Source organism: Azospirillum mesophilum (genome assembly GCF_053470405.2).
Genome location: NZ_JBPXMQ020000059.1, coordinates 1 through 21776 on the forward strand (window position 1 = coordinate 1; position 21776 = coordinate 21776).

22 protein-coding genes are annotated in these 21776 nt (G+C 69.3%); 15 read left to right on the forward strand and 7 right to left on the reverse strand.

The features are described from left to right. Nucleotides 1–143: 143 nt before the first annotated feature. Nucleotides 144–1154 (reverse strand): radical SAM/SPASM domain-containing protein, encoded by a 1011-nt coding sequence (locus tag ACSVC7_RS30020; protein ID WP_448203058.1) that lies wholly within the window; start codon nt 1152–1154, stop codon nt 144–146. Between the two features lie 159 nt (nt 1155–1313). Here ACSVC7_RS30020 and ACSVC7_RS30025 point away from each other — a divergent pair, with 159 nt between their 5' ends. The 3 genes from ACSVC7_RS30025 (at nt 1314) to ACSVC7_RS30035 (ending at nt 4862) form a co-directional block, all read left to right on the forward strand. Beyond that, nucleotides 1314–2450 carry a sialidase family protein gene (locus tag ACSVC7_RS30025; RefSeq protein WP_448203057.1) on the forward strand — a complete coding sequence of 379 codons (1137 nt, stop codon included), beginning with the start codon at nt 1314–1316 and terminating at the stop codon, nt 2448–2450. Nucleotides 2451–2523: 73 nt separating this feature from the next. Then, a complete protein-coding gene (locus ACSVC7_RS30030; RefSeq protein ID WP_448203056.1) occupies nt 2524–3699 on the forward strand; it encodes a phosphoserine transaminase in 1176 nt (391 codons plus the stop codon). A 146-nt stretch (nt 3700–3845) separates the two neighbouring features. Then, the gene (locus tag ACSVC7_RS30035; protein ID WP_448203055.1) at nt 3846–4862 is read left to right on the forward strand and encodes an RluA family pseudouridine synthase; all 1017 of its coding nucleotides are present in this window, start codon (nt 3846–3848) and stop codon (nt 4860–4862) included. Nucleotides 4863–4870: 8 nt separating this feature from the next. Here ACSVC7_RS30035 and ACSVC7_RS30040 read toward each other — a convergent pair whose 3' ends face one another. Then, nucleotides 4871–5425 (reverse strand): NADPH-dependent FMN reductase, encoded by a 555-nt coding sequence (locus ACSVC7_RS30040; RefSeq protein ID WP_448203054.1) that lies wholly within the window; start codon nt 5423–5425, stop codon nt 4871–4873. 276 nt (nt 5426–5701) lie between these two features. On the opposite strand from ACSVC7_RS30040, the gene ACSVC7_RS30045 reads away from it, so the two are divergent. Beyond that, the gene (locus tag ACSVC7_RS30045; protein ID WP_448203053.1) at nt 5702–6043 is read left to right on the forward strand and encodes an NINE protein; all 342 of its coding nucleotides are present in this window, start codon (nt 5702–5704) and stop codon (nt 6041–6043) included. Between the two features lie 84 nt (nt 6044–6127). Here the strand turns inward: ACSVC7_RS30045 and ACSVC7_RS30050 are convergent, their stop codons facing one another. After that, a complete protein-coding gene (locus ACSVC7_RS30050; protein WP_448203052.1) occupies nt 6128–7855 on the reverse strand; it encodes a tetratricopeptide repeat protein in 1728 nt (575 codons plus the stop codon). 100 nt (nt 7856–7955) lie between these two features. On the opposite strand from ACSVC7_RS30050, the gene ACSVC7_RS30055 reads away from it, so the two are divergent. The 3 genes from ACSVC7_RS30055 to ACSVC7_RS30065 all read left to right on the forward strand — a co-directional run bounded on the left by ACSVC7_RS30055 (nt 7956) and on the right by ACSVC7_RS30065 (nt 9849). Then, nucleotides 7956–8651 carry an HAD-IA family hydrolase gene (locus tag ACSVC7_RS30055; RefSeq protein WP_448203051.1) on the forward strand — a complete coding sequence of 232 codons (696 nt, stop codon included), beginning with the start codon at nt 7956–7958 and terminating at the stop codon, nt 8649–8651. Continuing rightward, nucleotides 8651–9358, forward strand: coding sequence for an ATP12 family chaperone protein (locus ACSVC7_RS30060; protein ID WP_448203050.1), 708 nt, complete (start codon nt 8651–8653; stop codon nt 9356–9358). The genes ACSVC7_RS30055 and ACSVC7_RS30060 overlap by 1 nt, the downstream gene beginning before the upstream one ends. Nucleotides 9359–9453: 95 nt before the next feature. Beyond that, on the forward strand, nt 9454–9849 hold the full coding sequence (locus ACSVC7_RS30065) for a COG4315 family predicted lipoprotein (RefSeq protein ID WP_448203049.1): 396 nt from the start codon (nt 9454–9456) through the stop codon (nt 9847–9849). A 122-nt stretch (nt 9850–9971) separates the two neighbouring features. Here ACSVC7_RS30065 and ACSVC7_RS30070 read toward each other — a convergent pair whose 3' ends face one another. Together ACSVC7_RS30070 and ygfZ are read right to left on the reverse strand one after the other, a co-directional pair. Beyond that, on the reverse strand, nt 9972–10619 hold the full coding sequence (locus ACSVC7_RS30070) for a PRC-barrel domain-containing protein (protein WP_448203048.1): 648 nt from the start codon (nt 10617–10619) through the stop codon (nt 9972–9974). Between the two features lie 157 nt (nt 10620–10776). Then, nucleotides 10777–11682, reverse strand: coding sequence for a CAF17-like 4Fe-4S cluster assembly/insertion protein YgfZ (gene ygfZ, locus ACSVC7_RS30075; protein ID WP_448203047.1), 906 nt, complete (start codon nt 11680–11682; stop codon nt 10777–10779). Between the two features lie 271 nt (nt 11683–11953). Between ygfZ and ACSVC7_RS30080 the strand changes: the two genes are divergently transcribed. The 4 genes from ACSVC7_RS30080 to ACSVC7_RS30095 all read left to right on the forward strand — a co-directional run bounded on the left by ACSVC7_RS30080 (nt 11954) and on the right by ACSVC7_RS30095 (nt 16837). Then, nucleotides 11954–13519, forward strand: coding sequence for an ABC transporter ATP-binding protein (locus tag ACSVC7_RS30080; RefSeq protein ID WP_448203046.1), 1566 nt, complete (start codon nt 11954–11956; stop codon nt 13517–13519). A gap of 129 nt (nt 13520–13648) precedes the next feature. Further along, nucleotides 13649–14749, forward strand: coding sequence for an ABC transporter permease (locus tag ACSVC7_RS30085; RefSeq protein ID WP_448203045.1), 1101 nt, complete (start codon nt 13649–13651; stop codon nt 14747–14749). Next, nucleotides 14746–15678, forward strand: a complete 933-nt coding sequence (locus ACSVC7_RS30090; RefSeq protein ID WP_448203044.1) for an ABC transporter permease — start codon at nt 14746–14748, stop codon at nt 15676–15678. Before ACSVC7_RS30085 ends, ACSVC7_RS30090 begins: the two co-directional genes overlap by 4 nt. A gap of 82 nt (nt 15679–15760) precedes the next feature. Continuing rightward, a complete protein-coding gene (locus ACSVC7_RS30095) occupies nt 15761–16837 on the forward strand; it encodes a BMP family ABC transporter substrate-binding protein (protein WP_448203175.1) in 1077 nt (358 codons plus the stop codon). 108 nt (nt 16838–16945) lie between these two features. On the opposite strand, the gene ACSVC7_RS30100 is transcribed toward ACSVC7_RS30095, so the two are convergent. Then, nucleotides 16946–17353 (reverse strand): hypothetical protein, encoded by a 408-nt coding sequence (locus ACSVC7_RS30100; RefSeq protein WP_448203043.1) that lies wholly within the window; start codon nt 17351–17353, stop codon nt 16946–16948. Between the two features lie 165 nt (nt 17354–17518). Here ACSVC7_RS30100 and ACSVC7_RS30105 point away from each other — a divergent pair, with 165 nt between their 5' ends. Both ACSVC7_RS30105 and ACSVC7_RS30110 read left to right on the forward strand, forming a co-directional pair. Further along, nucleotides 17519–17860 (forward strand): hypothetical protein, encoded by a 342-nt coding sequence (locus tag ACSVC7_RS30105; RefSeq protein WP_448203042.1) that lies wholly within the window; start codon nt 17519–17521, stop codon nt 17858–17860. 405 nt (nt 17861–18265) lie between these two features. Further along, the gene (locus ACSVC7_RS30110; RefSeq protein WP_448203041.1) at nt 18266–18862 is read left to right on the forward strand and encodes a hypothetical protein; all 597 of its coding nucleotides are present in this window, start codon (nt 18266–18268) and stop codon (nt 18860–18862) included. 132 nt (nt 18863–18994) lie between these two features. Here ACSVC7_RS30110 and ACSVC7_RS30115 read toward each other — a convergent pair whose 3' ends face one another. Beyond that, on the reverse strand, nt 18995–19894 hold the full coding sequence (locus ACSVC7_RS30115; protein WP_448203040.1) for a GGDEF domain-containing response regulator: 900 nt from the start codon (nt 19892–19894) through the stop codon (nt 18995–18997). A 196-nt stretch (nt 19895–20090) separates the two neighbouring features. On the opposite strand from ACSVC7_RS30115, the gene prs reads away from it, so the two are divergent. Then, nucleotides 20091–21041 carry a ribose-phosphate diphosphokinase gene (prs, locus tag ACSVC7_RS30120; protein WP_448203039.1) on the forward strand — a complete coding sequence of 317 codons (951 nt, stop codon included), beginning with the start codon at nt 20091–20093 and terminating at the stop codon, nt 21039–21041. A gap of 131 nt (nt 21042–21172) precedes the next feature. Next, on the forward strand, nt 21173–21679 hold the full coding sequence (locus tag ACSVC7_RS30125) for a hypothetical protein (protein WP_448203038.1): 507 nt from the start codon (nt 21173–21175) through the stop codon (nt 21677–21679). Nucleotides 21680–21776: the final 97 nt, after the last annotated feature.

Genomic DNA, 21776 nt, shown 5'->3' on the forward strand with positions numbered 1-21776 from the left:
ATCCCCGCCTTCGCGGGGATGACGGGATGGAAGGGTGGTTGCACGTTGCAGGGCGCACCAAACGCCTAAAGTCAGCGCCTATGCGCCTTCGCGGGGATGACGGCCAGTGGTTGTGCCTCGTGAAATACCGGTGGAGGGAATTTTTAGTCGACAGTTCCCCGATACTTCGCGATCAGGTCGTCCGCGAAGCTGTCCAGGTTGTTGTCGGCGGGCAGGGTCTTCACGTAGTCGCAGCCTCGGCAGGCGGGGATCTCGTCGCGGTGGCCTTCCAGGTGCTTCAGGCGGAAGTCGCGCAGGCGTTCGCCGTTCCAGATGTCGATCAGCGCTTCCTCGGCGACGTTGCCGACGATGGTGCCCATGCTCCAGTCGGCGCAGCAGACCGACACCTCGCCGTTGAAGTTGATGGCGAGCTTCAGGAAGGGCTCCGAGCAGACCTTGCGCTCCGTGTCGGGCGCGGCGGCGAAGGCGCTTTCCTCCGCCAGCGCTTCGCCGTGGACCGGGTGCACGAAGATGCTGTCGCTGATGGGGGAGAAGGTGTCGATGAAGGTCTGCCGCTCCTCCGCCGTCAGCTCCACGTTGATGATCTTGCAGTGCAGGTGGAAGGGGCGGCCCAGCTCCGTCTTGCGGCGGTACAGGTAGCCGACGTTGTCGACGATGGTCTGGAAGCTGTCGAAGCGGCGCGTCACCCGCTTGTACATGGCGTTGCTGGCGCCGTAGACCGACACGCGCAGCCCGTCCAACCCGGCGGCCAGCAGGGCGTCCGCCCGCTCCTGCGTCAGCAGCGAGCCGTTGCTGGTCATCTCCACATGCCGGGCCAGCCCACGCGCCTTCAGCAGATGGACCATGTGGTCCACGCGGGGGTTCACCAGCGGTTCGCCGTCCTTGTAGAGGTGGACGGACTTCAGCGGCGCGTCGAAGGCGGCGATGTCGTCCACGATCTTGCGGAACAGATCGAACTTCATGGAGCCGCGCGGGCGCTCCACCTCCTTCAGCAACTCCGGCGCGCCGGTGGCGCAGAACACGCAGCGGAAGTTGCAGCCGTTCGACGGGTCGATCAACAGCGAGAAGGGCGTGGTCAGCGGCAACACCTGCGACAGGTCGTTGCGGTCGCGGTGACGGCCATAGGGAATGTTCGCGGTCGTCGATTCGGTCATGGCCGCCTTCTGTTCTGAAGCCGTCTGTTCTGAAGAGGTATGGGCGTGTGACTATCAGGGGACCACGGCCACCGTAAAGGAATCCTTCACTCGCCGGGCGGGACAACGGACGGTGGGTGGCGCCCGGACGGACCGGGCGCGCGGCAGCGAATCAGGGTCATGCTCGACATTCTCTCGCATCGGGTCGTCTTCAGCGACCGGCGCTTCTATTCGGCGTTCCCCTCGGCGGCGACGCTGGCGGACGGTACGGTGCTGGTCGCCTTCCGGCGCGCCCGCGACCACCGCTGGCTGCATGGGGAGCCGGCCGAGGGCAACGGCGACTTCGACAGCGTGGACCATGTGGACTCCCGCTCCCACCTCGTGATCCAGCGCTTCTCGCCGGATTTCGAGCCGCTGGGCGAGCCGCAGCCGCTTCCCGCCGATCCGGAGGCCGGGGACCAGGACGCCAACCTGCTGGTTCTGCGATCCGGACGCATCGTGATGGGCAGCTTCTCCTGGTACCCGATGTCCGCCCGCCACGGCGCGCGGCTGCGCGAGAAGGGCGTCCACATGCTCGGCAGCGCGGAGACGAGCGGGACCATCTTCCTCTTCTGGGGCGGCAGCACCCGCTTCAGCGACGACGGCGGCCGCCACTGGTCGCCGCACCGCTATCTGCCGGAACTGCCCGACCAGGGGCCGATCATCCCCGGCGTGCGCCCCATGCTGGGCGGGGCGGTGCGCGGGCGGGCTGTGGAGGCGCCGGACGGCACGCTGCTGATGGCGACCTACACCGGCGGCCCCTACACCAGCTATCTCTTCGCCTCCCGCGACCAGGGCGAGACGTGGGAGCTGCGCAGCACCATCGCGCGCGACCCGGCGGGCAAGGCCGGCTTCTGCGAGACGGCGCTGCACCTGACGGAGGACGGGCGCCTGATCGCCTTCCACCGCACCACGGGGCTGAGCGACCATCTGGTCACCTCCGTCTCCCGCGACCTGGGGGAGAGCTGGGGGCTCTGGACGGAGACGAGCGTCACCGGCCACCCCTACGACGCCGTTCCGCTGCCCGACGGGCGCCTGCTGGTCGTCTACGGCTACCGCCACAAGCCCTACGGCATCCGCGCCCGCGTCTGGGACCCGTACAAGCAGACGCTGGACGAGGCGCCGGAGTTCATCATCCGCGACGACGCGCCGTCGCCGGACCTGGGCTATCCCTGGGCGACGGTGCTGGCCGACGGGCGCGTGGCCGTCTGCTACTACATCTGCGACGGGACCGGCATCCGCCACATCGAGGCGACCCTGTTGCGCGTGCGGGGATAATTGACGCGCCCCGGATCCGCGCCTATCGTCCGGCCTCTCATTTCAGTCCCACCCCTTGGGGAGTAGTGCGTCCATGAAGCCCGCCCGCCGGCCGTCGAACCCGCTGTTTTGCTCCGGCCCCTGCGCCAAGCGGCCCGGCTGGTCCCTGGACGCGCTGGACGGCGCGCTGCTCGGCCGCTCCCACCGCTCCAAGCCCGGCAAGGCGAAGCTGAAGGAGGTCATCGACCTGACCCGGGCGGTGCTCGCCATCCCCGGCGATTACCGCATCGGCATCGTCCCGGCGTCCGACACCGGGGCCGTGGAGATGGCGCTGTGGAACCTGCTGGGCGCCCGCGGCGTCGACATGCTGGCCTGGGAGAGCTTCGGCAAGGAGTGGGTGACGGATGTCACCAAGCAGCTGAAGCTGCCCGACGTGCGCCTGCTCCAGGCCGGCTACGGCGACCTGCCGGACCTGTCGCAGGTCGATTTCAGCCGCGACGTGGTCTTCACCTGGAACGGCACGACCTCCGGCGTGCGGGTGCCGAACGGCGACTGGATCCCGGACGACCGCCAGGGCCTGTCGATCTGCGACGCGACCTCCGCCGCCTTCGCCATGGACATCCCCTGGTCGAAGATCGACGTCGCGACCTGGTCCTGGCAGAAGGTGCTGGGCGGCGAGGCCGCGCACGGCATGCTGGTGCTGAGCCCCCGCGCCGTGGAGCGGCTGGAGAGCTTCCAACCCGACCGCCCGCTGCCCAAAATTTTCCGCCTTACCAAGCCTGAAAAGAATGGGGGCGGCAAGCTGATCGAGGGCATCTTCGTCGGCGACACCATCAACACCCCCTCCATGCTCTGCGTGGAAGACGCCATCGACGGGCTGCGCTGGTCGCTGTCGCTCGGCGGCCTGACCCACCTGATCCGCCGGTCGGAGCAGAACCTGCGCATTGTCGCGGAGTGGGCGGAGAAGAGCGATTGGGCCGGCTTCCTGGCCACCGACCCGGCCACCCGGTCCTGCACGGCGATCTGCCTGCGCTTCACCGACCCGGACGTGAACGCCCTGCCGCCCGACGCCCAGGCCGACTTCGCCAAGAAGATGGCGGCGCTGCTGGAGAAGGAGGAGGCCGCCTTCGACGCCGGCTCCTACCGCGACGCCCCTCCGGGGCTGCGCCTGTGGGGCGGGGCGACGGTGGAGAACGACAACATGGAAGCGGTGCTGCCCTGGCTCGACTGGGCCTTCGCCACCGTGAAGGCCGAGGTCTTCAAGCGCTGAGGTGATCGAAGGCGCCGCCGCTGTGGCGCTTTCCTGATGACGGCCCTAATGGCGGCTGGATACATCCTGCCCGCGATGGTGTTGACCATCGCGGGATTCTTTGCCGGCCTCGCGGCCGTGCCTTCTCTAGTTCCGGTACCCGTGCGATGAGTGAAACCAAAGCCGCCAGCGTCGAAACCCGCACCGTGACCGCGGACGAGGCCGACGTCCGCCTCGACCGCTGGTTCAAGCGCCATTTCCCCGACGTCGGGCACGGCTATCTGCAAAAGCTTCTGCGCACGGGCCAGATCCGCGTGGACGGCAAGCGGGCGGAGACCTCGACCCGCCTTGCGGCCGGGCAGGCGATCCGCATTCCGCCGCTGGCCGACTGGGCCAAGCCGGACGGTGCCGCCGCGGCCCCCGCGCCGAAGAAGCCGGCCATCTCGGACAAGGACGCCGCCGCGCTCCAGGCGCTGGTGCTCTACAAGGACGCCGACGTGATCGCGCTGAACAAGCCGGCCGGGCTGGCGGTGCAGGGTGGCACCAACACTTCCAAGCATCTGGACGCCATGCTCGACGCCCTGCGCTTCGACGCGAAGGAGCGGCCGAAGCTGGTCCACCGGCTGGACAAGGACACCTCGGGCGTGCTGCTGCTGGCCCGCAACACCTTCGCCGCGTCGAAGCTGACGGAGCTGTTCCGGGGCCGCGACGTGCGCAAGATCTACTGGGCGGCGACGGTCGGCGTGCCGAAGCCCTACCAGGGCAAGATCGATCTGGCGCTCGCCAAGGAAGGCGGTCCGCGCGGGGAGCGCGTGGCCGGCGACGACGACGACGGCAAGCGCGCCATCACCTACTACACGGTGCTGGAAAACGCCGGCAAGCAGGCGGCCTTCGTGGCGATGTGGCCGCGCACCGGCCGCACCCACCAGTTGCGCGTCCATATGAACGCCGTCGGCACGCCGATTCTGGGCGACGGCAAGTATGGCGGGCCGGGCGCCTCGCTGCCGGGGGCGGAGGTGGCGAAGAAGCTGCACCTGCACGCCCGCCGACTGATCCTGCCGCACCCGCGCGGCAACAAGACCATCGACGTGACCGCACCCCTGCCGGAGCATATGGCGAAGACCTGGAAATACCTGGGCTTCAGCCCCAGCCTGAAGGGCGATCCGTTCGAAGATCTGGAGTGACCGACTGATCAGGCCGCCGCGTCTGCCTCCGCTTCCGCCCGCAGCCGCCGGATCGCCTCGGCGAAGGTGGTGACGGCGGCGCGCAGGGGCTCGGCGAGCGCCGGGTCGGCGGCGATGCCGGCCGCGTCGATGGGGCGGCCGAGCAGGGGCAGGGTGACGCAGGCCTCGTCCACGAAACGGGCGGCGATGGTCGTCAGTATCACCCGAAGCTGGTCCGGCACATACTCCGCCCGTTGCGAGGCGTTGATCAGCGCCGCCGGCTTGCCCGGAAACTCGAATCCGCCGACCAGCCAATCCAGCGCGTTCTTGAAGCTGCCGGGCAGGCAACGCGCGTATTCCGGGCAGGCGATCAGCACGCCGTCATGCTCCCCCACCACCGCGCGCAGGCGCCGCACCGACTCGGGCGGCGTGTCCTCCAGGTCGGGATTGAAGTGCGGCAGCGTGTCGAGACCGTCGTGCACGGTGATCTCGACGCCTTCGGGGGCGAGCAGCCGCGCCGCCTCCAGCGCCGCCCTGTGGGCCGAGACCGCGCGCAGGCTGCCGCACAGGGCCAGAATGCGCAAAGGGGCTGGTCCTGCACGAAAATCCTTGTTCACCGTCGTCGCTCCGTCATCGTAACCGGCGTGGAGGTTACCCCGCCGACGCCGCATTCGTAAGGCCGGGACACGTCTGGATCCGGGGAAAAACGTCCCGGCAATTATGATGGGTGCAGAACGGATGGCGGCGGCGGACCGGAAACCGCGACCATTTTCCATTTCGAAGTCGCGCATAAGCCGTTGCGCATTCTGGATTGTCTGCTTAGGCTTTTTTGAGGGTTGAATACAGAACAGGTAAACACAATGACTGATGTCGCGGTCGGCGCCAGCGTGATTAGCACTGGCATGATTTTTTGCAGCACCTGTGGCGAAAAAATTGCGGCGAGTGCGGTTGCTTGCCCGAAGTGTGGTGCGCCGAATGTGTTGAGTCAGGGTGCCGTTTCGAAGAAGAGCTGGGTTTCGACTCTGCTCCTTTGCTTCTTTTTCGGAATTTTAGGATTGCATCGGTTCTATACAGGAAAGGTACTCACGGGCATCCTTCAGCTCATCACGCTGGGTGGGTTGGGCATCTGGACCACGATTGACTTCATCCTGATCATCGTGGGCAGCTTCAAGGACTCCAACGGCCTTCCCCTGAAGCGCTGATGCCGGGGTGATGGTCCCGCTTTTTCCAGCGCGGATCGGCCATGCTGCGGCGCGCCCTGCGCGGGCGCGCCGCCGTTTCCACCGTCACAGGCAATCGACGATCAGCCGGCCCGCCGCATAGCGCATCCGCACGCTCAAACGGTCCCCTTCAGCCACCGTTACTGGGCGTTCCAGGAATTGGACGGCTTGCAGCCAGTGGCGGCATTCGCCGTCCGGGCCGGTAGAGACGGTGATCTCCTCGTCCAGGTGCAGGTCGTACCAGAAGGCTATCGCCTGGACGGTGCCGGCAACGGTCGTTTGGAAGGTCCCGGCGCCGACCGGTCCCGGAGGCGGCGGGTTGGCGAGGTCCACGCGCCCGACCATGACCGGCTCGGCGAGGCGCCGGTGGGGCAGGTCGTTCAGCGACAGGGCTTGATAGGCCGGGTTGCGGTAGGCTTCCAGCCGTGACAGGTCGAAGCCGCAGACCTCGCGGATGGGGTGGGTGGCGGCCATGTCCGGCGACTCGATGGGCACGGCCCACAGGGTCGCGGCGGCGGGGATGACCCGTGCCCCCGGCTTCACCAGCTCCGCCACCGCATGCCGGACGCTGGGGGCGTGCCCCTCGCCGAGCAGGCCGGCGTCCAGGATTTCCGACACCAGCAGATCCGCCCGGCCCGGCAATTCCACCCCGACGCGCAGCTCGTTGGAGCGCTTGTGGTGCACGGTGATACGGTCGGCGTAGCCGTTGTCCGCCACCACCCCACGCGCCACGGCGGCCAGCGCGCCGGACAGCTCGCAGCTGTGCACCTCGGCAGCCCCGGCGCGGGCGGCGATCAGGGCCAGCAGCCCGGCGCCGGTCCCAATCTCCAGCACCCGGCAGCCGGGCGTCACCGCCTTTTCGATGGCACGGCGGTAGGCTTCGTTGCGGGCGCGGTCGGCCAGCATGGTGAAATGCCAGGACGGCACCTCGTGGCTCATCAGGAAGCGCAGGTCGAGCCGCGCCTCCTCGAAGCCCGGATTCGCCGCCAGCGCCCGCCGGCAGCGCGCCAGGGCGGAGCCGAGCCGCTGCGCCTCCTTGTCCAGCGTGGCGAGCGCGTGCCACGCCCCGGCGTCGGCGGGCTCCAGCGCCAGGACAGCGCGGAAGCCGGCAGCGGCCTCGGCCATCCGGCCCTGCGCCTGCCGAAGGGCGGCGAGGTTGTGGTGCGCGGCGGCGAAGTCCGGGGCCTCCGCGATCAGGTCGCCCAGGATGCGCTCGGCCGTCCCGGGGTCGCCCATCCGGGCGCGCAACCCTGCCTCGGCAAGGCGCGAGGCCCGTAGCGACGGCGCCAGCCGGACGGCGCGGGCGTGCGCGTCCAGGGCGGCGCGGGGATCGCCGAGATCCTCATGCAGCAGGCCGAGCGTGTGCAGCGTCCGCCCGTCCGCCGGGTCGAGGCGGTGGGCCGTTTCCAGCGCCCGGCGGGCCTCGGCGGCGTGGCCCGCCCGGCGGCAGGCGTGGCCCAGATCGCTCCAGCGCGCAACCTCCAGCGGCTCCAGCCGGGCGGCGCGGTGCAGCGCCCTCGCGGCCTCCGCCACATGGCCGGCGGCGGTGAGGGCGGAGGCCAGGTTCGCATACTGCCCGGCGACACCCGCCGTCACGGCGAGCGCCTGGCGGATTAGCGCCGCCCCGCGCTCCGCCTCGCCGCGCTGCGCGGCCAGCACGCCCAGCAGGTGCAGCGCGTCGGGCTGGCCGGGGACGGCGTCCAGGATGCGGCCGTACAGGGTCTCGGCCTCGGCCAGCCGGCCGGCGGTGTGGTGGTCCACCGCCGCCCGCAGCGCCTCGTCCAGCGTAGCCATGACCGTCTAACTCCCCTCCGTCGGGCGTTGCGCTTTGTCGTTGCGGATAGCATAAGACGCTGTCGGCCCGACCGATATCCCGTTTCTCCGGAGGCGCCTTGTGACCGGTCCCCTGCGTCTTGCCCTGTTCGACTGCGACGGCACGCTGGTGGACAGCCAGTTCGCCATCATCGACGCGATGACCAGCGCCTGGGCCGCCCACGGTCTGGGCGAACCCGACCCGCTGGAGGTTCGGCGCATGGTCGGCCTGCCGCTGGTGCAGGCGGTGGCGCTGCTGCTGCCAGACCTCGACCCGGAGCGACACGCCGCTGTGGCCGAGAGCTACAAGGACGCCTTCGCGGCGCTCCGCCGCCAGGGCGACCTGCACGAGCCGCTGTTCCCCGGCATCCGCGACACGCTCGACGCGCTGGAAGCGCAGGGCGTGCTGCTGGGCGTGGCGACGGGCAAGTCGCGCCGGGGGCTGGACGCGGTGCTGGCCCATCACGGGCTGACACGCCGCTTCGTCACCCTGCAGACCAGCGACATCGGCCCCGGCAAGCCACACCCCGACATGGTGCACCGCGCGCTCGCCGAGACGGGGGTGGCGCCGGCGGACACGGTTGTGATCGGCGACACGACCTACGACATTCACATGGCCCGCAACGCGCGGGTGGCGTCCGTCGGCGTTTCCTGGGGCTACCACGCGGTGCCCGAGCTGGAGGCCGCCGGTGCCGACCGCATCGTCCATCGCGGGCGCGCGGTGGCGGACGCGGTGCTGGCGCTGTTGGACAAGACGAACTCAGCCGAAGGACAGTGATGAAGCGTTTCTACAAGACCACCTCCGTCGAGGCCGTCCCCGGCGGATTCCCCAGCGGCTTCGAAGTGCGCCTCGACAACCGCCCGATCCGCAGCCCGGCCAAGGCGCCCCTGGTCTTTGCGAGTGAGCCGCTGGCCCAGGCCGTCGCCGCGGAGTGGGAGGCCCAGACCGACGAGATCAAGCCCGACAGCATGCCGCTGATGCAACTGGCCAGCACGGCGGTGGACCTGATCGGCAAGGGCCGCGACGCCATCGTGGAAGGCGTGGCCGCCTACGCCGAGACCGACCTGCTCTGCTACCGCGCCGAACACCCGAAGGCGTTGGTGGAGCGGCAGGCGGAGTTGTGGCAGCCCCTTCTGGACTGGGCGACTCTGCGCTACGACGCGCCGCTGCACGTCAACGCCGGCCTGATGCCCAAGCCGCAGCCGCCCGATGCACTCCGCGCCCTGCGCCACGCGGTGGAGGCCTTCGACGACTGGACCCTGTCGGCCCTGCAGACCGCCACGGGCGCCTGCGGCTCGCTGATCGTGGCGCTGGCCCTGGTGGAAGGCCGGATCGACGCGGAGGAGGCCTTCGCCGTCTCCCAGCTCGACGAGACTTTCCAGATCGAGGCCTGGGGCGAGGATCCGGAGGCCACCAAGCGCCGCGCCGCCCTGCGCACCGACATCCACGCCTGCCGCCGCTTCGTGGACCTGCTGCGGGCGTAGGTGGAGTGATGTGATGGAATAATCCGCGACGGCGGGCGTCCTTATCGGCAGGGGCCGGGCACGAGCCCGGCCTGCACGATCGGGAGGAAACCGCCATGCATCGCATCACCCGCATCACGGCTGTCGCGTTTGCCTTTGGACTCGGCGTTGCGGCCTCGGCCGCCGTCGCACAGACCGCCATGCCGGCCAAGACGGGGCAGACCCCCGCCGGCCCGGTGCTGACCGACAGCAAGGGCATGACCCTTTACGTCTTTGATCGGGACTCCGGCGGCAAGTCGGCCTGCAACGGTCAATGCGCGACCAATTGGCCGCCGCTGGCGGCCTCGGCCGACGCCAAGCCGTCGGGCGACTATTCCGTCGTCACGCGCGACGACGGCACCCGCCAGTGGGCCTACAAGGGCAAGCCGCTCTACACCTGGTCCAAGGACAGCAAGGTCGGCGACACGACCGGCGAGGGCGTCAACAACGTCTGGCACGTCGCGCGGCCGTAGTGGGCGCTGTGCCCCCTCCCTCCCACTTCGTGGGTCCCTCCCTCCCCCGCTTTCAGCGGTGGAGGGCAAGGAAGCTCCCTCCACCGCGGAGCGGGGGAGGGTTGGGGAGGGGGCAACGCGCGTTACTGCCCCGACTTGTCGCCCGACGGGGTGCCGGTGGTGCCTGACGGCGCGGTCGGGGTGTTGGCCGTGCCGGTGGAGGAGCGGCTGGCGGCGTCGTTGGTCGTGCTGCCGGCCTTGTCCTTGTTGCGGTTCAGCGAGGTCGTGGTGTCGGAGTACTGGAACTCCGGCATGTTCTTCACGTCGTCGCGGGTCATGCCGGACAGCTGGATGCGGTTCTGGTTCTGGTCCCAGTTGGCCTGGTTGACGTCCACGGCGATTTTCCGCTCGCCGATGCCGAGGAACCCGCCCGAGGAGATCACGAGCTGCTTGGCCTGACCGTTGCTGTCGAGGATGATGTCATCCACCTCGCCGAGCTTCTCGTTGTCCTTGCCGTAGACGTTCTTGCCCATCATGTGCTCGGCGCTCGCCATCTGCCCGCCGGTCAGGCTGGACGCGCCCGTCGTGGCTGTCTGGTTCGCTGGAGTCTGGGTGGCCGCTGTGCTGCCGGCCTTGTTCATGTCGGCCTGGCTCTTGCCCGTCTGGTTCTTCTCGGTCGCGGTCGGGCCGCCGGCGGCGGGGTTGCCCGTTCCGGGGGCGGTGCTCTGGGCCATCGCCACGCCGGTCATCAGCGCCAGGACGGACGCAGCCGCAATGATTTCCCTCCGCATGACTCGCTCCTTTCAAGCTCTTCCGCGTCTGGTGTGTTTGCCAAGTCGCCTTTTAAGGGCAGCCGAACAACAGACGCGGGAGGGCTTGGTCACGCGGGTTGCGCAAAAATCGTGGGGCGTTTCCTTATCAGTCCTGAATCCAGAGTAGCGGAAGAAATCAGAAGCTGGCCCAGGCCGGTTTGCGGGGCGTCAGGGTGCTGTCTCCGGCCTTGAGGGGCATGCCTTCTTGCTCCGCGCGCGTTACGTCTTCCAGACGCAGAAGCGCGAGCGCGGTGCCGCCGTGCCCGCTGCGCAGCTCGCCGACCTCGCGGCCGTCCAGCGTCACGGGCGTGCCGGGGGCGGGCAGGGGGCCGTCCACGGCGACCGTGAACAGCTTCTTCTTGATGAGCGCGCGATACTTGGTGCGGGCCGTCAGCTCCTGCCCCATGTAGCAGCCCTTGTCCCAGGAGATGGCGTTCAGGTCGTCCAGGTCGTTTTCCAGCGGGATCGACTTCTCCGGGATCAGGTCGAGGCTGCCGTCCGGCACGCCGAGCCCGATGCGCAGCGCGTCATAATCCGCAGCCTCACGGCGCACGAAGCCCGCCGTAGCCAGCGCCGCTTCCGCCTCGGCCCTCGGCAGGAAGGCGCGGGCCCCCAGGGCCGGCAGGCGCGGGTCGGTGAAGGCGACGCCGCCGGCGAAGGGAACGGTGGCGCCCGCTTCCTCCGGCAGGCCGAGCCGCGCCAGCGCGTCGCCACCGAACAGCGCGACCGCCACCATCGCCGCCGCCCGGTCCTCCAGCGTGACCTTGGAGCGCAGCTTGTACATCTTCAGCCGGCGCAGGAACTCCTCCCGCCGCGCCGTCTCCGGGTCCAGCAGCAGGGCGCCGCCGCACTCGGCGATGCGGAAGTCGTGCAGGAACTTGCCCTGCGGGGTCAGGAACAGCGCGTAGGCCGCCTGCGCCTCGCTGACGCGCAGAACGTCGTTGGACACCAGCCCTTGCAGGAAGGCGGCGCGGTCCTCGCCCCCGACCGCGATCACGCCCCGGTCCTCCAGGACCGCATAGCCCGCCTGTTCCACCGCCATCGCCGCTTCTCCCGAACCTCGCTCGCTGCCCCGATAGTTGGGGAAACAGCGCGGGCGTGGCAAGACCGGAGGTGGCATGCTTTCTGTTCTTTCCAAAGGGTTGGCCCAAGGCGTTGGCGCCGAAATCGTCACCTGCCCAAGGGCTGGGCACCTGTTCCGCTGTTGACGGCTGGCGCACGGCGCGGGCAAGTGTGTTAAGAGGTGGCATGGCATTGGCATTGCCGGCCACCATTCACCCCAATTTGGATCCGCGTCCTTGGATTCCGTAATCTTGTCCACCCCTCGGCAGTCCGACCTGCCGCACCGCCTCGAACTGCGCGGCATCACCAAGCGCTTTCCCGGCTGCCTGGCGAACGACGCGGTCGACCTCGTCCTGCGGCCCGGGGAAATCCACGCGCTGCTGGGCGAAAACGGCGCCGGCAAGTCGACGCTGGTGAAGATCATCTACGGCGTGCTGCACGCCGACGAGGGCCGCATCCTCTGGCAGGGGGAGGAGGTCACCATCCCCGACCCGGCCGGCGCGCGCCGGCTCGGCATCGGCATGGTGTTCCAGCACTTCTCGCTGTTCGACACGCTGACGGTGGCGGAGAACATCTCGCTCGGCCTGGAGAATCCCGGCCCGATGGACGCGCTGTCGCAGCGCATCGCGGAGGTGTCGGAACGTTACGGCTTGGCGCTCGACCCGCGCCGGCACGTCCATGACCTGTCGGTGGGCGAGCGGCAGCGCGTGGAGATCGTGCGCTGCCTGCTGCAGGACCCCAAGCTGCTGATCATGGACGAGCCGACCTCCGTCCTGACCCCGCAGGAGGCGAACCGCCTGTTCGAGACGCTGCGCGTGCTGGCGGCGGAGGGCTGCACGATCCTCTACATCAGCCACAAGCTGGAGGAGATCCGCGCGCTCTGCGACACCGCGACGGTGCTGCGCGGCGGCCGGGTGGTCGGCAGCTGCGACCCGAGGCGCGAGACCGCGCGCAGCCTCGCCGAGATGATGATCGGGACGGAGCTGTCCACGCCGGAGCGCCTGCCGCAGGGCACGGCGGGGGCGCCGAAGCTCCAGGTCCGGCACCTGTCGACGACCTCCGACAACCCCTTCGCGACCAACCTGAAGGACGTGTCCTTCGAGGTGCGCGCGGGCGAAATCCTCGGCATCGCCGGCGTGGCCGGCAACGGTCAGGCCGAGCTGATGGCCGCGCTGAGCGGCGAGGAGCTGGTGCCCGAGCCCGGCTCGGTCACCATCGAGGGGCGGCCCGTGGGCCATCTCGGCCCGCGCGAGCGGCGCGAACTCGGCCTCGCCTTCGTGCCGGAGGAGCGGCTCGGCCGCGGCGCCGTGCCGGAGCTGAGCCTGTCGGAGAACGCGCTGCTGTCCGGCTACGCCCGCGAACCGCTGGTGCGCAGCGGCCTCGTCCATTTCGGCCGCGCCCGCTCCTACGCGGAGCGCATCATCGGCGCCTTCAACGTGGTCACCCACGGGCACCGGGCGGAGGCGCGGTCGCTGTCCGGCGGCAACCTCCAGAAATTCATCATCGGCCGCGAGATCCTGCAGAAGCCGCGCCTGCTGGTGGTCGGCCAGCCGACCTGGGGCGTGGACGCGGGCGCGGCGGCGGCCATCCACCGCGCGCTGATCGACCTTGCGCGCGCGGGCGCCGCCGTGCTGGTCATCAGCCAGGATCTGGACGAGCTGTTCGTGCTGAGCGACCGCATCGCCGTGCTGTTCCACGGCCACCTGTCGGAAAGCCGCCCGACCCACAACACCAGCGTGGAGGAGATCGGCCTGCTGATGGGCGGCCTGTTCAACCACCCGCCCGACGAGGACGAGGAGATGGGCCGTGCGGTGTGAGGATGTGATGAAAGCCCCTTACCCCCTCCCTAACCCTCCCCCGCTGTCGCGGGAGAGGGGATTTGAGCGTTGCGACACCCACTCCCTCTCCCGCCAAGGGCGGGGGAGGGTTGGGGAGGGGGCCAGGAAATGACCCTCCTCCGTCTCGAACCCCGTGGCGAGGCGTCGCGGGCCATGGTCTATCTGACGCCCGTCCTGGCCGTCGCGCTGACGCTGGTCAGCGGCTTCGTGCTGTTCTGGGCCATGGGCTTCGATCCCGTGAAGGCGCTGCACGCCTTCTTCATCGAGCCGGTCTCGTCCGTGCGCGGCGTGGGCGAGCTGGCCGTGAAGGCGACGCCGCTGGTGCTCTGCGCCATCGGGCTGGCCATCGGTTTCCGCGCCAACGTCTGGAACATCGGCGCGGAGGGGCAGCTGACACTCGGCGCCATCGTCGGCGGCGGGCTGGCGCTGGCCTTCTACGGCGAGGGCGGCTGGTGGCTGCTGCCGCTGATGATCCTCGGCGGCATGGCGGGCGGGGCGGCCTGGGCGGCGATCCCGGCCTTTTTGCGCATCCGCTTCAACGCCAGCGAGATCCTGACCAGCCTGATGCTGAACTACGTCGCCATGCATCTGCTGAGCTATCTGATGCACGGCCCCTACCGCGACCCGGAGGGCTTCGCCTTCCCGGAGTCCCGTCTGTTCGAGGCGGACGCGGTGATGCCGATCCTGGTCGCGGGCACGCGCGTGCATCTGGGCTCGCTCTTCGCGCTGCTGGCGGTGGCGGGGGGCTGGCTTCTGATGGCGCGCACCTTCATCGGCTTCCAGATCAAGGTCATCGGCCTGACCCCGACGGCGGCGGGCTACGCCGGCTTCAACCAGAAGAAGATCATCTGGCTGACCCTGCTGCTGTCCGGCGCGCTGGCCGGGCTGGCCGGGCTGGGCGAGGTCGCGGGGCCGATCGGGCAGCTGAACCCGACCATCTCCCCCGGCTACGGCTACACCGCCATCATCGTCGCCTTCCTGGGGCGGCTGCACCCGGTCGGCATCCTGCTGGCGGGCTTCCTGATGGCGCTGTCCTTCATCGGCGGCGAGGCCGCGCAGATCGCGCTGGGCCTGCCCAAGGCGATCACGGGCGTGTTCCAGGGCATGCTGCTGTTCTTCCTGCTGGCGACCGACGTGCTGATCCGCTACCGCCTGCGCTTCGGCGCCCAGAAGACCGCGAAACGGGTTGCCAAGGGAGCCGTGGCATGAACGCCGACCTGTCCCTTCTCGGTCCCGTCCTGGCGGCCATGCTCACCGCCGCCACACCGCTGCTGTTCGCGGCGCTGGGCGAGCTGGTGGTGGAGAAGTCCGGCGTCCTGAATCTGGGCGTGGAGGGAATGATGCTGGTGGGCGCGGTTTGCGGCTTCGCCGTGACCGCCCAGACCGGCAGCTCGACCGCCGGCTTCGCGGTGGCGGCGCTGGCGGGCGCCGGTACGGCGGCGCTGTTCGGCGTGCTGACGCTGCTGCTGCTCGCCAACCAGGTGGCGACGGGCCTCGCGCTGACGCTGTTCGGCGTCGGCCTCTCGGCGCTGATCGGGCAGGGCTTCGTCGGCATCCCCATCCCGGACGTGCCGGAGCTGTCCATCCCCGGCCTGACCGACCTGCCGATCATCGGCAAGGCGCTGTTCGGGCAGGACGTGCTGGTCTATCTGGGCCTCGCCATGGTGCCGGCGGTGCACTGGTTCCTCTACGGCACGCGTAAGGGCCTGATCCTGCGCGCGGTGGGGGAGAACCACGCGGCGGCCCACGCGCTGGGCTACAAGGTCGTGCGCATCCGCTTCCTGGCCGTGCTGTTCGGCGGCGCCATGAGCGGCGTCGCGGGCGCCTACCTGTCGCTGGACTACACGCCCATGTGGGCGGAGGGCATCACCGCCGGGCGCGGCTGGATCGCGCTGGCGCTGGTCGTCTTCGCGACGTGGAAGCCGGGGCGTGTCCTGCTCGGCGCGTGGCTGTTCGGCGGCGTGACCATCGCGCAGCTGCACGTCCAGGGGCTGGGCATCGACATTCCGTCGCAGCTCTTGTCGATGCTGCCGTATCTGGCTACCGTCATCGTCCTGGTGCTGATTTCGCGCGACGTCACCCGCATCCGCCTCAACGCGCCGGCGAGCCTCGGGAAGGTCTTCCATCCCGACGCCTGAACGCGTATGCGGGGCGCCGCATGACACCCATGTTCATGCTCAACCATACGAATCAGGGAGCACTCACGTGAACAGAAGGACCATGGGCAAGACCCTGGCGGGTCTGGCCGCCGGCGCCGCCGTTCTGGCGCTCGGTGTGGGCGCGGCGGACGCGCAGGAGAAGCTGAAGGTCGGCTTCGTCTACGTCGGCCCGGTCAGCGACCACGGCTACAGCTACCAGCACGACCAGGGCCGTCTCGCGGTCGAGAAGGAGCTGGGCGACAAGGTCACCACCACCTTCGTCGAGAACGTTCCGGAGGGCGCCGACGCCGAGCGCGTGATCGAGCAGCTCGCCACCTCCGGGCACAAGCTGATCTTCACGACCTCCTTCGGCTTCATGAACCCGACGCTGAAGGTCGCCCAGCGCCACCCCGACGTGAAGTTCGAGCACGCCACCGGCTACAAGCGCGCGGCGAACGTCGCCACCTATTCGGCGCGCTTCTACGAGGGCCGCACGGTCATCGGCCAGATCGCCGGCAAGATGACCAAGTCGAACATCATCGGCTACATCGGCTCCTTCCCGATTCCGGAGGTCGTCAGCGGCATCAACGCCTTCACGCTCGCGCTCCGCGAAGTGAACCCGAAGGCCGAGGTCCGCGTCGTCTGGGTGAACAGCTGGTACGACCCCGGCAAGGAGGCCGAGGCGGCCAAGGCCCTGATCGACCAGGGTGCCGACGTCCTCTCGCTGCACACCGACAGCCCGGCGGCCATCCAGGTCGCGCAGGAGCGCGGCCTGTACGTGTTCGGCCAGTCCTCCGACATGACCCGCTTCGGCCCGAAGGCGCACCTGACCGCCATCGTGGACGACTGGCGCAGCTATTATGTCGGGCGCGTCAAGGCGGCCCTGGACGGCACCTGGAAGAGCCAGGACACCTGGGGCGGCTTCAAGGACCACATGCTGTACCTCGCCCCCTACAACCCGGTAATCCCGCAGGACATCGTGGCGGCGGCGGAGAAGACCCGCACCGACATCATGGAAGGCAAGCGTCATCCGTTCCAAGGCCCGGTGAAGGACCAGTCCGGCAAGGTGGTCATCCCCGAAGGCAAGTCCGCGACCGACGAGCAGATCCTGAAGATGGACTGGTACGTCGAAGGCGTGCAGGGCAAGGTTCCGAAGTAAGCCCGAAGCATCCGTAGGTTGGGTTGAGGCGCCAACCGAAACCCAACACCGTCCGTTCGGCGGCGTGTGTTGGGTTTCACCTTCGGCTCAACCCAACCTACGGTCTTTTTATTGAGGCGTCCGTCCGACTGCCGCCCAGCCGGAGGGGGTCAGGCGCATCACCTCCGGCCCGGTGCCGGTGGGGTTGGCCTCCAGCGTCACCAACTCGCGGTTCTCGAACCATACCCAGCGCGGCACCTCGGCGGTGGTCGGCACCCAGCCGTCGGCCATGCGTTCGAGCACGTCCAGATCGGCCGAGGCGATGGGGAACTTCGGCTTGGCCGGGGCGGCGGGCTTGGCTGCATTCTTCGCCGGGGCGGCGAGGGGAGGGGCGTCGGCCCCGGCGCGGGCGCGGATCCACTCCGTCTGATAAGCGCGCAGGGACTGCTCCAGTTCGGCGCGCGCCGGTTCGGTCGGGCAGCGCAGGTAGCTGTCCAGCAGGGCGCGCAGGGCGTCGGTGGCGGGCGTCGTGGTCACGGGACATCTCCTTACAGCCATCTTGATCGCGGCCATCCAGGGCGCGTGAGTCGGCTGTACAGCGTTATGCACAGGGCCGCGCCCACCGCAAGCGCGACGAAGCGTCCTGGCCCCTGTTGGATCGGGCGGGAGCAGCAACGCTCCGGCTGGACGAAGGGGACGACGATGCGACGGATGGTGAAGGCCGGCGCTTTGGCGCTGGCGGTGCTGGGCGTGGCGGGTTGCTCGGACACGAGCAACTGGTTCGGCCCCGAGACGGACACGCGGGCGGGAACGGCGTCGGCTGTGCCGCCGGGAACCACGGGGTCCACCGTGAACGAGCCCGACGCCAACGCCACGGGCACGAGCATGGTGCCCTCGACCTCCGGCACCAGCGCGACGAAGCGCGGCACGCGCGGGGCCGGCACGGCGGGCAATTCCGGCGAGCGCGACCGTGCCTTCTACCCCGGCACCTTGTCGGGCGAGGGGATGTGGCGCAACGAAACCGACGCGCCCGGCGCGAACTGATCCCAGACTTCCAAAAAGAAGCGGCTTTCCAAAAGAAAAAGGCTCCGTCGCCTTGCGAGAAAGCGGCGGAGCCAATCGAGAGGCACAATCCCCTGTGCTGCCTCTTTAACAACAGAACAGACAAGCGTTTGTTCCCGGAGTGATTTTCCCGGATGGGCGTCCCCAATGGGCACCCACCGAAGCCGTCGGCGGCGCGATGGGGTGACCGTCCTTCTCTTTCGGCCATGGCCGGGACGGGGCTGGACCCGGCGGACCCGCTCCGGCGCCCGGATCGCGGGCATGGGGCCGGCGAAGCTCCCGCTTCCGAACGGCTTATCCCCGGTTGGCGGGGCGGGTTCCCCGCTGTGCCGGCCGTCCCAACATTGCTGGAAGGAGCCTGTCGCAATCCTCCCGGAGCCCGCGCCCATGTTCGAACCCAACGAGATCGGCCGCATCACAGCCGACGAGCAGGCCGACGCCCTGCGCACCCTGATCGCCGTGTTCGCCACCTCGGTGGTGCGGCCGGGGGAAAAGCGGCCCCGCAACGCGGTCAGCGCGGAGATCATCGACATCCTGGACGAGGTTCCGAAGGAGCAGGCGGAGGCGGTCGCCCAGCTCTTCACCATGATGGCGCTGCGCCTGCGCCGGAAGGGGCGCCCGCGCCGCACGACCTTCCGCCTGACTTTGGAAACGGCCCTGCTCGCCCGCTCCTACGTGGGGGAGCCGGCGCCTTCCAACGAAACCACCTACCTGTCCGCCGACCGGCCCGGCCTGGGGACCATCGACCTTGCCTGTTCCGACCTGCTGGAGCGCATGGCCGGCGTTCCGGACGCGGAGCAGCGCGCCTGGCTGACCGCGCAGGTCATCGCCACCGGCCTGATCGACGCCGACCGCCGCCACACGCTGGGCGGCGCCGACCGCGACCTGGGGGACATGGCGGTGGCGGAGTTCCTGCTGCGCTCCGCCGCGCAGTACCTTGCGGCCACGGCCGTCCGCTCCCCGCCGCCGGAGAAGAAGGAGTAATGCCATGTTCAAAAGGCTCTGACTTTTTGAACATGGCATCGGTCGCGACGGCGACCGCGGCCCGTGAAGGCCGGAGCCTGCGTGGCGTATGAACGCAGCGGTCCGAATTCTTCGGACCGCGTATGGAAGCCGTCAGTCCTCGACGACGACCCGGTTGCGCCCGGTCTCCTTGGCGCGGTAGAGCGCGCCATCGGCGCCCTTCAGCGCGGCCTCGATGCCGCGCCCGTCGGCGGCGTCCATGACCGGCACGTCCACGGCGGCCACGCCGAAGCTGGCGGTCATGCTGAAGCGCACGCCGTCATGCTCCAGTTCCAGGGCGGCGATGCGGGCGCGCAGCCGTTCGGCGACCAGCGGGGCATCGTCGATGGCCGTTTCGGGCAGCAGCACCACGAACTCCTCCCCGCCGTAGCGGCCGACCACGTCGCACGGCCGCAGGTCGTCGCGCAGCGTCTGGGCGAAGCGCTTCAGCGCCGTGTCCCCGGCGGCGTGGCCGTAGGTGTCGTTGATGCGCTTGAAATGGTCGATGTCCGCCATCAGCAGCGACAGCGGATGGCCGTAGCGGCGCGACCGCGCGATCTCCTCCCGCGTGCGCTCCAGAAAGGCGCGGCGGTTGGCGAGGCCGGTCAGCGGGTCGGTGCGGGCCTGCTCCAGAAGCTGGCGGTGCATCTCGGTGATCCGGCCGCCGGCCTTCAGCCGCGCCTTCAGGTGGGCGCTGTTGATCGGCTTGTGGATGAAGTCGTCCGCCCCGGCGTCGAGCGCCTTGAACTCGTACAGCGCGTCGTCGTGGGCGGTCATCAGGATCAGGTACTTGTAGGCGGTGCGCGGGTCGGCGCGCAGGTGCCAGCACACCTCCAGCCCGCACAGCCTGGGCATTTCCCAATCGATGATGGCGGCGTCGAAGGGCTCGCTCCAGGCGCGGTCCAGCGCCTCCTGCCCGTCCTTGGCCAGGATCACCTCATGCCCGTATGACGCCACCTGCTCCGACAGCATGGCGCGCATCAGGACGGTGTCGTCGGCGATGAGAACGCGCATGGATGGCAGCCTGCGCCTGTCTTTCGCACACGGTCAAGGGGGCGTATGCGCGCAGGCATCTCGTCGCACCGCCCTATGGCTTTCACGCGGACGTTGCGCCGAACGTCGTGGTCGCCGTAAAGGTGCCGCTGCGCCATAATCGGGCAGCATCGCCGGGCATGCGCGCATGTCCGGCAACCACCAGACGGGGGACAGCATGGCCCGCAAAACGGGCGTTGATGAGGGCGTCGGTCGGGGCGCCTACAGCGGCGTCTACGGATTTCCGGAATCGGCCGAGGGCGCCCGGCGCCTGGCCGAGGCCTTGGGCGTGCCCTGCCACATCGCCGAGCTGCACCGCTTCCCAGACGGCGAAAGCCTCGTCCGGCTGCCCCAGGCTGCCGAGTGGGCGGCCGAACGCCCCGTCGGCCGGGCCGTCGTCTACCGCTCGCTCGACCGGCCGAACGACAAGCTGGTGGAACTGACGCTGGCCGCCTCCGTCCTGCGTCGCCATGGCGCGACGGAGCTGTGCCTGGTCGCCCCCTACATGGCCTACATGCGCCAGGACGCCATCTTCCGCCCGGGCGAGCCGGTCAGCCAGAGCGTGGTCGGCGACTGGCTGGGCCGGCTGTTCGACCGCTTCGTCTGCGTCGAGCCGCATCTGCACCGCACCCACACGCTGGACGAGGTGTTCGTGGGACGCCCCTCCGTCGCGCTGACCGGCGCCGGTCCCATCGCCGACCACCTGCGCGCGTCCGGCGTTCCGTCCGACACGGTGATCATCGGTCCGGACGAGGAGTCGGCCCCGCTGGTCGAGGCGGTGGCCCGCCCGCTCGGCCTCACGCCGCTGGTCGGCCGCAAGGAGCGGCGCGGCGACCGCGACGTCACGGTGGCGCTGCCGGCGGACGCGCCGCTGGCCGGGCAGCCGGTGGTGATCGTGGACGACGTCATCAGCTCCGGCGAGACGATCTTTTCCTGCGCCCGTGCTGCACGCGCGGCGGGGGCTTCGTCCGTCCGCGTGTTCGGCGTGCACGCCCTGTTCGGCCCCGACGTGACCGCCCGTTTCGAGGCGGACGGGCTGGGCGTGCCCCTGTCCTGTGACGGAGTCCCGCACCCGACGAACGCGCTGCCGCTCGCCGGCCTGATCGCCGAAGCCCTGTCCAGGGCGTGAGCGGGCATTCTGGGATCAGGAGGGCGGGGTTGGGGGGAACTGTCGCAGGTGTATGATATTACAGCGGCCTCCACAACCTGGGGGCATATGGTGTAGCATCCGGCGGCAGCGCCCTTTTGGTGGAGAGGTCGATGAGTAAGCTGGCGAACATCGTGCTCCAGATGGCGCGCAAGCTGACGGAGGACAACGCCCGACTCGGCCGTGTCCGCGACGCCGGCAAGCCCAAGACCTTTCCCCGGTTCCGCGAGATCCGGAACGCCTACCTGGACATCCAGGGCCTGATCTTCTCCATCCAGGAACGGCTGGACGCGGCCGGCAAGGAACTGCCGCCGAACTTTCCGCAATGGGTGATCCGGCAGAAACTGACGGCCATCGCCCATTTCACCGACATCAGCTTCGCCTTCGTCAGCGATCCGCCGCTGGCGCTGACCAGCTCGCTCGGCGCCTTCGACGTGCTGAAGGCCGAGCAGAAGGCCTTCAGCGAGACCCTGAACGCCTTCGACATGATGCTGATGGAAGCCGGCATCGACGACAAGACCGCCGACGAGCTGGACGCCACCCGCACGAAGATCGAGCGGATCCTCGACATGATCGCGACCCTCCTCCAGAACAGTCCGAAGGTTCTGGAAGAATTTTAGGATCCCGACAGGGCGCACACGCAGTGGGCGAATTGTCTCGAATTTAGACGCTTTGCGCGGCGCGCCAATGTGGTTAAGGTTTATCGGTGCGTGATGC